General features: G+C 70.6%; 13 protein-coding genes. 6 read left to right on the plus strand and 7 right to left on the minus strand.

The window, feature by feature from the left end:
- Positions 1 to 2: 2 nt before the first annotated feature.
- Positions 3 to 887: a sugar ABC transporter permease gene (locus PZB77_RS01550; protein ID WP_275490691.1), complete on the minus strand. Its 885-nt coding sequence runs from the start codon at positions 885 to 887 to the stop codon at positions 3 to 5.
- Between the two features lie 120 nt (positions 888 to 1007).
- A complete protein-coding gene (locus PZB77_RS01555) occupies positions 1008 to 2321 on the minus strand; it encodes an extracellular solute-binding protein (protein ID WP_275490692.1) in 1314 nt (437 codons plus the stop codon).
- A gap of 289 nt (positions 2322 to 2610) precedes the next feature.
- Between PZB77_RS01555 and PZB77_RS01560 the strand changes: the two genes are divergently transcribed.
- The 6 genes from PZB77_RS01560 (at position 2611) to PZB77_RS01585 (ending at position 8969) form a co-directional block, all read left to right on the plus strand.
- Positions 2611 to 3627 (plus strand): LacI family DNA-binding transcriptional regulator, encoded by a 1017-nt coding sequence (locus tag PZB77_RS01560; protein ID WP_275490693.1) that lies wholly within the window; start codon positions 2611 to 2613, stop codon positions 3625 to 3627.
- 3 nt (positions 3628 to 3630) lie between these two features.
- Positions 3631 to 4740 (plus strand): LacI family DNA-binding transcriptional regulator, encoded by a 1110-nt coding sequence (locus PZB77_RS01565; protein ID WP_275490694.1) that lies wholly within the window; start codon positions 3631 to 3633, stop codon positions 4738 to 4740.
- A gap of 480 nt (positions 4741 to 5220) precedes the next feature.
- Positions 5221 to 6435, plus strand: coding sequence for an FAD-dependent monooxygenase (locus PZB77_RS01570; RefSeq protein ID WP_275490695.1), 1215 nt, complete (start codon positions 5221 to 5223; stop codon positions 6433 to 6435).
- A 20-nt stretch (positions 6436 to 6455) separates the two neighbouring features.
- Complete coding sequence (locus PZB77_RS01575) at positions 6456 to 7496, plus strand: cupin domain-containing protein (protein WP_275490696.1); 1041 nt, start codon at positions 6456 to 6458, stop codon at positions 7494 to 7496.
- Between the two features lie 55 nt (positions 7497 to 7551).
- Positions 7552 to 8418 (plus strand): fumarylacetoacetate hydrolase family protein, encoded by an 867-nt coding sequence (locus tag PZB77_RS01580; protein ID WP_275490697.1) that lies wholly within the window; start codon positions 7552 to 7554, stop codon positions 8416 to 8418.
- Between the two features lie 101 nt (positions 8419 to 8519).
- Positions 8520 to 8969 (plus strand): MarR family transcriptional regulator, encoded by a 450-nt coding sequence (locus PZB77_RS01585; RefSeq protein WP_275490698.1) that lies wholly within the window; start codon positions 8520 to 8522, stop codon positions 8967 to 8969.
- Between the two features lie 303 nt (positions 8970 to 9272).
- Here the strand turns inward: PZB77_RS01585 and PZB77_RS01590 are convergent, their stop codons facing one another.
- From PZB77_RS01590 to PZB77_RS01610, 5 genes are all read right to left on the minus strand, one after another.
- Complete coding sequence (locus PZB77_RS01590) at positions 9273 to 10457, minus strand: zinc-dependent alcohol dehydrogenase (protein WP_275490699.1); 1185 nt, start codon at positions 10455 to 10457, stop codon at positions 9273 to 9275.
- A gap of 121 nt (positions 10458 to 10578) precedes the next feature.
- Complete coding sequence (locus tag PZB77_RS01595; RefSeq protein ID WP_275490700.1) at positions 10579 to 10767, minus strand: hypothetical protein; 189 nt, start codon at positions 10765 to 10767, stop codon at positions 10579 to 10581.
- An 832-nt stretch (positions 10768 to 11599) separates the two neighbouring features.
- Positions 11600 to 11800: a hypothetical protein gene (locus PZB77_RS01600; protein WP_275490701.1), complete on the minus strand. Its 201-nt coding sequence runs from the start codon at positions 11798 to 11800 to the stop codon at positions 11600 to 11602.
- Positions 11800 to 12558, minus strand: coding sequence for an SRPBCC domain-containing protein (locus PZB77_RS01605; protein ID WP_275490702.1), 759 nt, complete (start codon positions 12556 to 12558; stop codon positions 11800 to 11802). Before PZB77_RS01605 ends, PZB77_RS01600 begins: the two co-directional genes overlap by 1 nt.
- A gap of 26 nt (positions 12559 to 12584) precedes the next feature.
- Positions 12585 to 13898 (minus strand): cytochrome P450, encoded by a 1314-nt coding sequence (locus PZB77_RS01610; protein WP_275490703.1) that lies wholly within the window; start codon positions 13896 to 13898, stop codon positions 12585 to 12587.
- Positions 13899 to 13907 lie beyond the last annotated feature (9 nt).

Consider the following 13907-nt stretch of genomic DNA (forward strand, 5'->3'; position numbering starts at 1 on the left):
GGTCAGCCCTCCGTGAGGTCGCGCCGCGAGACGCGGTAGACGACCAGGCTCACCATCAGGCACACCACGGTCAGCAGCAGCGCGACGGTGCTGCCGTAGCCGTAGTCGCCGTAGGTGAACGACGTCTGGAACATGTACAGGGTCAGCGGGCTCGTACCGTTGCCGGGTCCGCCGTTGGTCAGCGCGACGATGGAGTCGAAGGCCTTCAGCGTGCCGTTGATGCTGAAGATCAGCGACGACATCAGCACCGGCAGGGACAGGGGCAGCACGATGTGGCGGACCAGCCTGAGTCCCGTCGCTCCGTCCAGCCGGGCGGATTCGAGGACCTCGTCGGGGATGTCGACGAGACCGGCGAAGAGCAGGACGGCGTAGAAGCCCATGGAGCGCCAGATGTCCATGGCGATCAGCACCCAGAAGGCGCTTCCGGCGCTGCCGAAGAAGTCGATGGAGTCCAGACCCACCATGTTCAGCAGCGAGTTGACGGGGCCGGTCTCCGGTGCGACCTGGAAGAACTTCTGGAAGAGCAGACCGACGGCGACCGTCGGGAGCACGACGGGGAAGAAGACGAGCGTGCGCACGAGGGCCGAGGCGCGCTTGAGGAAGAAGACGTAGAGCAGGGCGAGCAGGTAGCCCGCGACGACTTGGCCGACGGTCACCACGGCGGCGTACTTCAGGGTGAACCAGAGGGCGTCCCGTACGGCGTCGTCGGTGAACAGGCGCTGGAAGTTGTCCAGTCCGTTTCCGGTGAAGCCGTCGATGGTGTTGCCGCGGGTGAACGAGTACCCGAGCGACCACACCATGGGGACCAGCATGATCAGGGAGTAGACGAGGAGGGCGGGACCGAGCAGGATCAGGATGGCCCTGCGGTCACCGAGGACGCGGTGCATGGGTGGAGTCCACTTCGTTGCCGTGAAGTTGGCGTGATGAGAGGCCTGTCGGGCAGGACCGGGGGCGGCGCACACGGGGTGCGGGGCGTGCGAGGAGGCCGGCGCGCCACCCCCGGCCGGTCACTTGGCGGCCAGGGCGTCCTGCACGGTCTGCATGAACTTCTGCGGGGTCATGCTGCCGCTGACCAGGGAGGCCGCGTTGGTCTGGCTGACCGTGGTGGCCTTCGTGTTGAACAGGGCCTCGAACCAGAGCACGTTCTGCTTCGAGGCGCCGATCGTCTCCCGGACCTGGGTGGTGACGGGGTTGGCGTCCTTGATGTCGCCGTTCACCTTGAAGCCGGAGATGGCGCCCTGGTCCTTCAGCGCGGTGGCGCCGTAGTTCCTGGCGATGCAGGCCGCCCAGTCACCCGTCCTGGAGTCGAAGGACTTCTTGGCGAGGGTGATGCCGAGGCCGACGTTGGAGGGGTACTGGTCGATCGCGCCCTTGCCGCCGGTGACTGCCGGGAAGGGCATGAAGCCCACGTTCTCGACCCCCACCTTGTTCTGCTTCGCGTCGGAGATGTTGGTCAGCGCCCAGCTCCCCATGTAGAACATGGCGGCCTTGCCGGTCAGGAACTGGTTCATCGCGGTGTCGTAGTCGATGGAGCCCAGACCCTTGCCGAAGTAGCCCTTCTCGCCCAGGGCCGCGATCTCCTCGGCGCCCTTCACGTACTCGGGGTCGGTCAGCTTCGCCTTGCCGTCGGCGACCCTCTGCAGCGCGTCCGGTCCCAGGCTGCGGTAGAGGTAGTCACTGATCAGACGGGTCAGGGGCCAGCCCTGCTGACCGGAGGCGGAGAAGGGCTGCACGCCCTTGCCCTCGAGCTTGGCGGACGCGGCCACCAGGGCGTCCCACGTGGTCGGCTCCTGCAAGCCGTTGTCGGAGAACAGCTTCTTGTTGTAGAAGATGCCCTCGATGTTGTACTCGTACGGCAGGACCGCGAGCTTGCCCCCGTACAGCGCCTTGACCGTCGAGACGGCTGCGGGCTCGATCTGGTCCAGGACGCCGAGACCCTTCAGCTCGGTCTCCAGGTCGGCGATCTTCCCGGACGTGTCGAGCTGCTTCGTCAGCGCGGGGGCGTTGCCGGCGGCGAACTGGACCGGCAGGGCGTCCTGGCCGGCGAGGAGCTGGAGCTTCTGGTCGAGGCTCGCCTGCGGAACCGTCTCCACCTTCAGCGGCAGCGCCTTGTTCTGGGTCTTGCAGGCCCCCTCGGAGAGGGTGGTGAGCGCCGTCTTGACCGCGGTGTTCTCGGTGACGCTGAGGTAACCGAACTCCTTCGGCGCGGACGAGGACCCGGAGCCGCTGCCGCCGCAAGCGGTGACGAGCAGGGCGAGTGAGGCCGTACCGGCGAGGGCCAGGCTGGGGCGCACCCGACGGCGGGACATACGAGGGGACACGGAAGACTCCCAAGAAGTATGGAGGGAAGGCGAGGAACGGGGGCGGCACGGCGGGCAACGGACGGGCCCTGCCGCATCGGAGGAACGTGTAAAACGTTCTCTACTCGGAATGGGCATCACCCTGCACCCCTCCCCCGGCTCCGTCAAGACACGGAGAGGTAACACCGTGGTGTTGTGGAAGAAGTCTTGACGAAACAGGGGGGTGGCGGTGTAGACCGTTATACTCACGACTACGAGATCCGGAGCGCACACGATGGACCGGGCTGCGACACCCCGACAGAACAAACGCGTGACCATCACCGATGTCGCCCGACATGCCGGCGTGTCCACCGCCGCCGTCTCCAAGGTGATGCGCAACGCCTACGGCGTGAGCCCCGCCATGCAGGAGAGGGTGAAGGCCGCCATCGCCGAACTCGAGTACCGGCCGCACGCGGCCGCACGGGGCATGCGTGGCCGGACCTACACCATCGGCGTCCTGCTCGACAACGTCCGCAACGCGTTCTTCGCCGACATCCTCGACGGTGTCCAGGACGAGCTCCGCACCAGCGAGTACACCGTGCTGATCGGCGCCGCGGGGTTCGGTCCGGAGGAGCAGGCCAAGACCATTCGCTCCATGGTGGACCGTCAGATGGACGGCCTGATCCTCATCGCACCCGGGACGTCGCGGGACGAGGTACTGGCGACGGCGGCGTCCACGCCGACCGTCGTCCTCGGCCATCACGACGGCTCCGACGCCCACGACTCGGTGGTCGACGCCGACGACGTCGGGGCGGGGCTGGTCGTCGACCATCTGGTCGCGCTCGGCCATCGTGACATCGCCCTCGTCTCCGCCCCCGGCACCAAGGCCAACCGGTGGAAGCGCACCCCGGAGATCGTCCTGAGCGCCGGTTACCTCGATGCGATGGAACGGCACGGACTCGCGGGGCACGCCCGGGTCCAGCACGCCGCGTACTCCGACGAGGGCGGCTTCGAGGCGGGCATGGCCCTGCTGACACAGGAACACCCACCGACCGCCGTCATGACCGGAGCCGATGTGGCGGCTCTGGGCATCTACCGCGCGGCCCATGAACTCGGCCTGCGCATCCCCGAGGACCTCTCGCTCGTCGGCTACAACAACACCGCCCTGGCCGCGCTGGCCACCGTCCAGCTGACCAGCGTCGACCAGGCCGGGCACACCATGGGATCCGCCGCCGCCCGCATGCTCATCGAGCGGGTGGAGGGCCGGCGGGACAGAGCCATGCAGACGGCGATGGTTCCCCGCCTGGTCACGCGGGGCAGTACGGCGCCCGCGCAGGGCGGTGGTTAGCCCATGGCCGCCCCCCTGCCCCCGGCGCCGCGGTCGCCGGGCCGGGCCGCGAGGCGTGCGGAGGAGACCGGGACACGGGACAGTGGCGCGAAGCGGCGCCGGGTGGGCATCAAGGACGTCGCACGGGAAGCCGGCGTCTCGCTCGGAACCGTCTCGAACGTGCTCAACCGCCCGGAGCTGGTGGCCGATTCCACGCGCCGACGGGTGCTGGAGGTGATCGGCTCGATCGGTTACATCAGGACCGACGGCGCCCGGCAGCTGCACGGCCTGGCGTCGCGCGTGATCGCCGTCGTGGCCCCCGGCCCCGCCGACCCGTTCTTCACGGCCCTGGCCACCGGAGTCCAGCAGGCCGCGCGCGAAGCGGACCTCGGCGTCATGGTCTGCACCGGCGCCGGCGATCCCGAGGAGGAGACACGGCACCTCTCCCTCCTCGTCTCGCACCAGGTGCGAGGTGCGGTGCTGATCTCCGGCGACGGAGTCGGCCGGACCGTGGCCGCGTTCCGGCGGCACGCCGTGCCGTTCGTCGTGGCCGACCAGTACGCGCCCGAAGCGGCGGCTTGTTCGGTGGGGATCGACGACGTCGCCGGAGGGTACGCGGCGGTGCACCATCTGCTGGAGCGGGGGCACCGCTCCATCGCCCACGTCGGCGGCCCCGACCTGCTCGCCTCGGTACGGAACAGGCGCGCGGGCGCTCGCAGAGCCGTCAGCCGGGCCGGTCTTCTCGCAACCTCCCTGCACGAACTGTCGTGCCCCGCTCTGACCGTGCACGCGGGCAGGGACGCCGGGCACCGCATTCTCGGCCTGCCGGTCCGGCCGACCGCCGTCTTCTGCGCCGACGACCTGCTCGCCCTGGGAGTGATGCAGGTCCTGTACCGGGCCGGGCTGAGGATCCCGGAAGACATCGCACTGGTCGGCTACGACGACATCGAGTACGCGGCGTCCGCCGCCGTGCCGCTCACCTCCGTACGCCGGCCGGCCGTCGCCATGGGACGGACGGCGGGCCACCTGCTCATCGAGGACACGACGTACGGCGCCGGTCACGAGCACGGCCACGTCGTGCTCCGGCCCGAACTGGTCGTCCGCCGGTCCACCTCGGCGGCGCCCGCACGGTGACGGCGGGAGTCAGGACTGCTCGGCAGCACGGTTCGGCGGAGGGGGTTGTGGCCGGCGGACGGGAGGTCGGGCGGAAGCGGGCATGGCGGCGCTCCTGAAAGCGAGGGGTGAGGGCCGAAGCACCGTGGCGACGGATCCGTCGGGCGAGGACGTCGCCGCACGGGCTCGGTCATATGTCCCGACTATGCGGTCCTCGGGGGCAGCCTGCCCAGACCTGCCGTGATCCGATTCTCGGATGCTCCGGATCCACGCCGTGGATGCCCGTAGAGCCGGTACGCCCGGATCACCCGCGAGCCCACCTGGAGCCCGAGCCGACGGCACCACCTGCTGGCGGCGTGCGAGCCGTCGCCGCCCTCGGCAGGCCATTGACATCGGGGAAACACCGTCGCAACATAATCCGTACACCAATGATTGGTGTACGGATTACTTGCCCGGCCCTTCTGCCGGAGCCCTCCGTTCCCGTCCACGCCAGGAGGCCGTGTGTCCGTCACCCCAGATCCTCTCCGCATCGCCGTGGTCGGGGGCGGTATCGGTGGGCTGGCCGCGGCGTTGTCGGTCGCCCGCTCCGGACACCGCGTCACCCTCGTCGAACGGGCCGTCCGGTTCGGCGAGATCGGCGCCGGTCTGCAGCTCGCGCCCAACGCCTCCCTCGCCCTGGAGCGACTCGGCGTCCTGCCGGCCGTCCGGCGGGCGGCGGTCGCCCCGCCCCGGCTGGTCATGATGGATGCCCTGACCGGCGACCAGGTCACGTCCCTGGACCTGCGCAGTGCCGCCTACACCGAGCGCTTCACCCACCCCTACCTCGTCACCCACCGCACCGACCTGCACGCCGCGTTGCTGGCCGCCTGCCAGGAGCACCCGGCCGTCACCCTGCGCACCGGTCACACCGTCACCCACGTCGAACAGGACGCCTCGGGGGCCCGGCTCCACTTCGCCGAGTCGCACCCGGTCCTGGCGGCGGACGCGGTCGTGGCCGCGGACGGCCTCCATTCCCGTCTGCGCCAGGCACTGGTGGGCGACGGGAAACCGGTCTGTTCCCGTTACGTGGCCTTCCGCGGAGCGCTGCCGACGCGGAAGATGACCGGCCGCATGTCTCAGCACGCCGCGTCGCAAGCCGTGATGGTGTGGGCCGGTCCCCGCATGCACCTGGTGCAGTACCCCGTACGCCGGGGGGAGCTCTACAACCAGGTCGCCGTCTTCGAGAGCGACCACTACACCCCGGAGTCCGACGACTGGGGCACCGAGGCCGAACTCGAGGAGCGCTTCGCCGGCGCCTGCCGGACCGTCCGCGACGCCCTGCCGCTCGTCTCGCGCGACCGGCGCTGGCCCCTCTACGACCGGCTTCCCGTCGACGACTGGGTGCACGGCCGGATCGTTCTCCTCGGCGACGCCGCCCACCCGATGCTCCAGTACCTGGCCCAGGGCGCCTGCCAGGCGCTGGAGGACGCGGTCGCCCTGGGCGAGGCTCTCGGCCGGTTCGGCGAACCCACCGAAGCCTTCGGTGCTTACGCCGCGCAGCGCACGGCGCGGGCGGCCCGCGTCCAGACCAACGCCCGCCGCTTCGGGGAGATCTGCCACCTGGAGGGCATGGGGGCCACCTTCCGCAATCTGTTCCTCGGGGCACGCGAACCCGACGACTTCGACGACATCTCGTGGGTGTGGACGCCGGCCGAACCAGCGGTTCCCGCCCGGTGAGCACCAGCGAAGGAGGACACATGACGACCGACGACCCGGCCTACAAGGCCCTGGAGACAGCGGGCGCCGCGCCGCTGTGGCGCTTCTACGGCAATCTGTTCCCCGCCCAGCCGAAGAGCCGTGCGGTGCCGTACCGCTGGAGCTGGCGGGAACTGCGGCCGCACCTGCTGCACTTCTCCGAGACGCTCTCGCTGGACGAGGCGGAACGCAGGGTGCTCATGCTGGTGAACCCCGGCCTGACCGATCCCCCCGCCACCGTCAACACGCTCTACGCGGGACTGCAGATCATCCTGCCCGGCGAGACCGCCCAGGCCCACCGGCACACGTCCAACGCCTTCCGCTTCATCCTGGAGGGCAGCGGCGCGTGGACGACCGTCGACGGCGAGCGTGTCTTCATGGAGCCGGGTGACCTGCTTCTCACCCCCGGCTGGCACTGGCACGACCACACCCATGAGGGCGACGCGCCGATGATCTGGCTCGACGCCCTGGACTACCCCCTCGTCAACGCCCTGGAGGCCGGCTTCTACGAGAAGTACCCGCAGCGTCTCCAGCCCGTGACCCGCCCGGACGACGCGGGCAGCAGGCAGTTCCTGCACGGCCGGCTGAACCCGGTCTGGCTCGCTCCGGACGGGCCCCACTCCCCCGTGTCCCGCTACACCTGGGAGGAGACCCACCGCGCGCTGGAAGGCATCTCCGACACCGCCGAAGGCAGTGAGGCCGACGGCATCGTCCTGGAGTACACCAACCCGTGGACGGGCGGCCCCGTCATGCCCACCCTCGGCTGCCGCGTCCAGCGTCTGCGGCCGGGCTTCCGGGGTGCCGGCCGCCGGCACACCGCCTCCACCATCTTCACCGTGGTCCGCGGGGAAGGCACGACGGTCGTGGACGGCGAGCGGTTGGAGTGGTCCGAGAACGACACCTTCACCGTGCCCGGCTGGGCGTCCTACCGGCACCTCAACGGCTCCGCCTCCCACGACGCCGTCCTTTTCTCCTACAGCAACGAACCCGTCATGCGCTCCCTCGGCCTGTACCGCGCGGAAGACGCCGACCCCGGCGCCTGAACCGCCGCCCGCCCGACATCCCGCATCCCGTCCCGTATCCCGCAAGGAGGCCCAGATGCGTCTGGCCCTGTTCAACGAGGGGCGACTCGGAGTCGTCGACGGCGACGACCTCGTCGACGTGACCGAGCAGCTCGCCGGCTCCCCCGCGCCCGGCCCGGCCGGAGCGCTGCACCGGTACATCGAGACCACGGCCCGTGAAGGAGCTGTCCGGCCGGCCCTCTCCGGTCTCCCGCGCGTCCCCTTGACCGAGGCCGTCCTGGAGGCGCCACTGCCTCGTCCCGGCAAGATCATCGGCGCACCGGTCAACTACCTGGACCACAAGGCGGAGATGGAGTACACCACCTCCATCGCCGACCTCGGCGTCTTCCTCAAGGCCACCTCGTCGGTCATCGGGCCGGGCGAGGACGTCCTTCTGCCCTACTCGGACAAGCGCACCGACCAGGAGGGCGAGCTGGGCGTCGTCATCGGCCGCACCGCCCACCATGTGGACGCGGCCGACGCGCTGGACCACGTCTTCGGCTACACCTGCGTCCTGGACATCACCGTGCGATCCGGCGAGGACCGCTCCACCCGTAAATCGTTCGACACGTTCACCCCGATCGGGCCGTGGATCGTCACCGCCGACGAGATCCCGGACCCCGGCTCCCTCGACCTGCGCTGCGACGTCGGCGGTGCCATCCGGCAGCGGACGAACACCGCCGATCTGATCTTCGGCGTCAGGGAACTGATCGCCTACACCTCGTCCGTCATGACCCTGCACCCCGGTGACGTGATCGCGACCGGCACGCCGGCCGGTGTGGGCCCGCTCCACCACGGTGACAGGATCGTCCTGGACATCGAGCGGGTCGGCCGGCTGGAAGTCGGCGTCGACGGGACCCGGGCCGTGCCCTACGAGCAGCGCCCCGGGCGACGGTCCCCCTGACGGCCCCACGGCCTCGGGGTGGTGCCGGGTACTCGTAGACTCCGGGAGGGCTACCGGCCCCCCGACCGGCACCACCTCGAGAGCAGGACGAACGGAGCATCGTGGCGCGCGCACTGGAGCTGCACCAGTACGTCGGGCACCTGATCCGGCGCGCGGAGCAGGTGCACACCTCGCTGTGGTTCCGGCACGTCTCCCGCGACATCACCTCACAGCAGTTCGCCGTCCTCAACGCCCTGCGCCGGGAGCCCGGTATCGACCAGCGCACCCTCGCCCAGCACACGTCCCTGGACCGCTCCACGGTCAACCAGATGGTCCGGCGCCTGGTCGGCCAGGGACATCTGAGCCAGGTGCGGGACGACGGGGACCGCAGACGGACCCTGCTCAGTCTCACCGCCGACGGATCCGAACTGCTCGACGCGCTCATCCCTCCGGCGGAGCGCGTCAACGAGCAGCTCCTCCAGTCGTTGACCGGGAGCGAACGGGCTCTGGCGGTGGACGTCCTGCGCAAGATCGCGGCTCTGGACGGCGAGCCGCTCGACGGCCCGGCCTAGAGGACCGCGCGGAAGGGCCTTGGCGGCGCGCGCGTCCCGGCCTGCCGCCGGCAGCCGATGACCTCACCCCTGACCAGGCCAAGACGTTCACCCCGTGGGCGCGGACCATCGAGAGGCCGGTCAAGGAGCACGGCCGACACCCGCCTGTCGGTGATCAGGCGCCTTCCGGCGATCACCCGCGGGGCCAACCGCCCCCACCCGTCCGCGGAGCGAGGGTGCCCCGGGGGACACCACCGCTCCGCGGGGGGGGACGAGTCGTCCGGGGAGCGCCATGAGGGCTCCGAGACGCGGAGCCTCAGACCCTCACGGCCTCAGCAGGGTCTTGATCATGCCGTCGGCCTTCCTCTGGAACGTCCGGTACGCCTCCGGTCCCTCTTCCAGCGGCAGGTGGTGGGTGGCGAAGGAATCGACGCCCAGCGGATCGTCGTCGGTGAGGAGCGGCAGGAGGTCGTCGACCCACCGCTTCACGTTCGCCTGCCCCATGCGGAGCTGGATCTGCTTGTCGAACATGGTCATCAGAGGCAGCGGATCGGCGGAGCCGCCGTAGACGCCGGACAGGGAGATCGTGCCGCCGCGGCGCACCGCGTCGATCGCCGTGTAGAGCGCGGAGAGTCGGTCGATGCCCGCCTTGTCCATCAGGCGTTCCCCGACGGGGTCCGGCATCAGCCCGACCGCCCACTGGGCCGCCTTCGCGACCGGGGCTCCGTGCGCCTCCATCCCGACGGCGTCGATGACGGCGTCCGTGCCACGTCCGTCGGTGAGCTCGCGAATGGCGTCGCCGAGATCCTTTCCGTGACGGCGCAGGTCCAGGCACTTGGCGCCGTACGCGCTCGCCCGCTCCAGCCGGTCGGGGACCAGGTCCACGCCGATGACCAGGCCGGCCCCGCGGTGCTGGGCGATCCGGGCGGCCATCGCGCCGATCGGGCCGAGGCCGAGGACGGTCACCGTGCCGCCGGGCGGGATCGCGGCGTACTCGACGGCCTGCCAGGCGGTGGGCAACACGTCGGACAGGTAGACGAAGCGGTCGTCCGGCGGCCCCTGCGGCACCTGGATCGGCAGGCTGTTGCCGAACGGTACGCGCAGCAGCTCCGCCTGACCACCAGGGACCTGGCCGTACAGCTTCGTGTACCCGAAGAGCGAGGCTCCGGTGCCGCGCTCACGCACCTGGGTCGTCTCGCACTGGGAGTGCAGGCCCCGCTCGCACATGTAGCAGTGGCCGCACGAGACGTTGAAGGGAATCACCACGCGATCGCCGGGGGAGAGTGCCGTCACCTCCGGACCGACCTCCTCCACGATGCCCATGGGCTCGTGGCCGAGGATGTCGCCGGGATCCAGGTAAGGCCCGAGTACCTCGTAGAGGTGAAGGTCGGAGCCGCAGATCCCGGTCGAGGTGACCCGGACGATGATGTCGTCGGGCTGCTCGATCTTCGGATCGGGGACGGTCTCGACCCTGACGTCCCGCTTTCCCTGATAGGTCAGTGCCCGCATGGTTGTCTGCCTTTCTTCATCGTGCCCGGATGTCCCACGCGCTGCGGAGGCCGCAGCCGTCGCCCGAGGGCGTGCGGCGCGGGTGGGGTGCGTGGTCCGGGATCTGGTGGAACCGGAAGGTTCAGGAGTTCTTCCGCACGTCTTCCTGCGCTTCCTCGTTGGGTGTCAGCGCGTCCGCGGCTTCACCGTCTTCCCGGGACCGCTCGCCGCCGGTCACGTCGTCCGTCTCGGTGTCCTCGATCTCGTGGAGAACCTCGTCGGCGGCGCTGTCGGAGGGCTTCCCCCCGCGCTCACGGTGGATGTCGTTCATGTCTCTCCTCGTTGGTACGGGGCCGGCTGTGCCCGCGGAACGCAGTGCCGCCCCTCTCCGCCATCGGTACGGTGCAACAACCCAGTGCGGCGGCCCTCTCCTCCTTCCTCGGCGACGAGCGGCCGTGGACGCCTTCTCGCAGCGGGTGCCGGCGCCAGGCTTACGCGCCTTTGCCGGCGATCTTTCGCCTACCCGATGGTCAGGAGCTACTCTCCCGACCACGCTTTTTCTGTGGCGGGTAGCCCGAGCAGGGTGGCCTCGGGTGGTGGTGACCACTCCCCGACGCGGGGTGATCGCCCGCGTGGAGAGCACGCGGGTCCCCCCGGGGGGGCGCCCACCCGCCTAGATGCAGTGACGCGATTGCCCCGCGACCCACGCGTACGGTGCCCGGGTCCGGCGCGTACGGTGGCCAGGTCCGGTCCGCACCTCCGCAGCGGGTTGCCCGGGTCCGGCCGGCACCTCCGCAGACGGTGGTGGCCCCGCAGCGGCCGGCGATGCGGTCGCCGCTTCTTTCGGAGCGCGCCGCCGCCACGTGCGGCCGGGGATTCGGCGACCGGACCGGCGTGGTCGAGGAGCGCGCGCAGCAATGTCGACATGACGATCTGTCGTCGCCGGAGTGGGGCGATTCCCGCCGATGCCCGGTCCCAGAGCCGCCGACCCGGTGGCGCGCGTGGCGCGGCCACCACTGGGTCGCCTCCCCTGGGTGTCCGAAGGGCGGGGTCGGCCGGTCACCGTCCCCGCACGCGGGGTCACCGGCGGAGTCGGGATCGCCCCTGCGCCGGGCCTTCCGTGCGTCGCTGCGTTCCGCGCCACCCGGCGGTTCCTCCGACTGCTACCAACGGCGGCGCTGGGTAGGCGGGTTGAGCTTTGCAGCGAGCGCCGAGAGGAAGGTCGGGAGCTTGTCGACCATGGCCCTGGGGACCGGCGTGGTCTGCACGGTTCCCGTCCTCACATCCTGGACGACGAGTGCGTAGGTGCCGTTCTCCTCGACGAGTTCGGCGGCGAAGAGCAGTGTCTGCGTGGCGGTGTCCATCAGATCTCCTGAGCTGGTGTGTCATTGAGCCAGGCGGTCCACGCCTTGGTGGCCTGTTGCTCGTCGATAGGTGTGGCGAACACGTGGTGGCCGAGCCACAACGGCACGTTCCAGGTGCTGCCGTTGAAGAACCGGTAGAGGGCGTCCGGGCCTCGCAGACCGACGAAGTCGGCGCTGAGCCAGTCGACGACCACCTCGACGGGTTCGTGGTCCGGGCCGGGGGCGAGGAGGATGAACCGGTCACCGACGGCCGCGTCCTCGGCCAGGCCGAGACGTCGGCGCAGAGCGGCGAAGTCGGCCGGGTCGGCGGTGGGATCGGGGCGCTGGGACCGGACGTAGACGGCGGGGCGTCCGGCGAAGTGCCGGAGGTACTCGGCGAGGGCGTGCTGGTGGAAGTCCACGTACTTCTCGGCGACGTCCGTCTTGGCGTCCCAGTTCCAGGCGTCGTCGACGACGCCCGTGTGCACCCAGTGGATTCCCATCCGCAGGTGGCTCGTGCCGCCGTCGGCCGGCTCGATGCGGTAGCTGAGGGTGTTGGAGAACCCGCCGTCCTGGGTCGCCCGGACGGCGAAGTGGTGCGGCGGCTCCCACGCCACGACCGTGGCATCTCCCCGGGTCGCCTTTCCGCCGACGCGGGGCTCGATCTCCATCGGATAGAGCCAGCCCAGGTTTCCGGCGCCGGTGGCCACCGCGTCCCAGACCTGCTCGGGCGTGACGGGCAGGTCCTGCTCCCGGCGGACCTCGAACTCACGGGCCATGGTCGGTACTGCTCCTTCGTCGCCGTTCACGGTCGGTGGATGAGGGGGAGGGCGGTCAGCCGGCGCTGCAGCGGGTTGTCCCGCCAGTCCAGCGCCGCCCCTTCGGCCAGGCGCAGCCCGGGCAGCCGGCGCACCAGGGTGGCGATGGCCACCTCCGCCTGGAGCTTGGCCAGGGGGCCGCCGAGGCAGAAGTGCGGACCGTGGCCGAAGCTCAGGTGGCGGTTGCCGGGGCGGGAGAGGTCGAGCCGGTCGGGGTCCTCGAAACGCTCGGGATCGCGGTTGGTCGCGCCGAGGAAGAGGTACACCAACTCGCCCTCCCTCAGCGTCCGTCCGCCGATCTCCAGGTCCTGCGCCACCACCCGGACGATCGCCTGGGTCACCGTGTCGTAGCGGGCCAGTTCCTCGACCGCGCTCCGGATCAGGTCCGGGTCCGCGCGCAGCCTGGCCAGTTGGTCGGGGTTGCGCAGGAGGGCCAGCATGCCGTTGCCGATGAGGTGGGTGGTGGTCTCGTCCCCGGCGGTGATCAGGACGAAGCAGGTGGAGAGCAGTTCGGAGTCGGTGAGCCGGTCGTCCCGGCTCTGGGTGGCGACCAGGGCGCTGATCAGGTCGTCGCCCGGCTCCCGCCGGCGCTGCCGGATGAGCCCGGACAGGTACTCCTCGTATCGGTCGATCGCCGCCTCGGACTTGTCGATGTCCTCGCTGAGCCTGCCGAAACGGTGGAACCAACTCTTGACCCGGGGCCGGTCCTCGTCGGGGATGCCGAAGAGTTCGCAGACGACGGACATCGGCAGGGGCGAGGCGACCGCCTCGATCAGGTCCATGGCCGGACCGGCCGCGACCGCCTCGTCGACGAGCCGGTCGACGATCCGCTGTACGCCCTCGCGCAGCGCCTCGACGCGCCGGGCGGTGAACGCCTTGTTGGCCAGTTTGCGCAGCCGGGCGTGGTCCGGCGGATCGGTGTTGCTCATCACCCGGCCCAGTCGCTCGGTGAGCCGGCTGAGGGCCTTGAGGTCGCCGCCGAGCGAACTGTAGGCGCGGGTCATCCTGTCCCGGTCGTTGGACAGCCGGAGGTCGCCGAGGGCCGCCTCGACATCGGCGTGGCGGGTGAGATACCAGATGCCCTCGGGGCTGCGGTGGACCGGATCGTCGCGCCGCATGCGGGCGTACAGCGGATACGGGTCCCGCCGGGCTCCGGCTGTGAACAGGGCCGCGGCGAGGCCGCCGGAGCGGCCGGAGCCGGCGACGGGATCGCGGGGCTGGGCGGGGCATACGGCGGGGCCGTCGGGCCGGGCGGGGCCCGCGGTTCCGCGGGCCCCGTTCACGGTATCGGTGGAGGTCATGTCGGGTCC

Origin of the sequence: Streptomyces sp. AM 2-1-1 (assembly GCF_029167645.1) — a bacterium.
Classification (GTDB): domain Bacteria; phylum Actinomycetota; class Actinomycetes; order Streptomycetales; family Streptomycetaceae; genus Streptomyces.

Bases quoted from the DNA above. Each gene is read 5' to 3' on its own strand.
- PZB77_RS01550 (WP_275490691.1), bottom strand. From the start codon at position 887: ATGCACCGCGTCCTCGGTGACCGCAGGGCCATCCTGATCCTGCTCGGT.
- PZB77_RS01565 (WP_275490694.1), top strand. From the start codon at position 3,631: ATGGCCGCCCCCCTGCCCCCGGCGCCGCGGTCGCCGGGCCGGGCCGCG.
- PZB77_RS01575 (WP_275490696.1), top strand. From the start codon at position 6,456: ATGACGACCGACGACCCGGCCTACAAGGCCCTGGAGACAGCGGGCGCC.
- PZB77_RS01580 (WP_275490697.1), top strand. From the start codon at position 7,552: ATGCGTCTGGCCCTGTTCAACGAGGGGCGACTCGGAGTCGTCGACGGC.
- PZB77_RS01590 (WP_275490699.1), bottom strand. From the start codon at position 10,457: ATGCGGGCACTGACCTATCAGGGAAAGCGGGACGTCAGGGTCGAGACC.
- PZB77_RS01595 (WP_275490700.1), bottom strand. From the start codon at position 10,767: ATGAACGACATCCACCGTGAGCGCGGGGGGAAGCCCTCCGACAGCGCC.
- PZB77_RS01600 (WP_275490701.1), bottom strand. From the start codon at position 11,800: ATGGACACCGCCACGCAGACACTGCTCTTCGCCGCCGAACTCGTCGAG.
- PZB77_RS01605 (WP_275490702.1), bottom strand. From the start codon at position 12,558: ATGGCCCGTGAGTTCGAGGTCCGCCGGGAGCAGGACCTGCCCGTCACG.
- PZB77_RS01610 (WP_275490703.1), bottom strand. From the start codon at position 13,898: ATGACCTCCACCGATACCGTGAACGGGGCCCGCGGAACCGCGGGCCCC.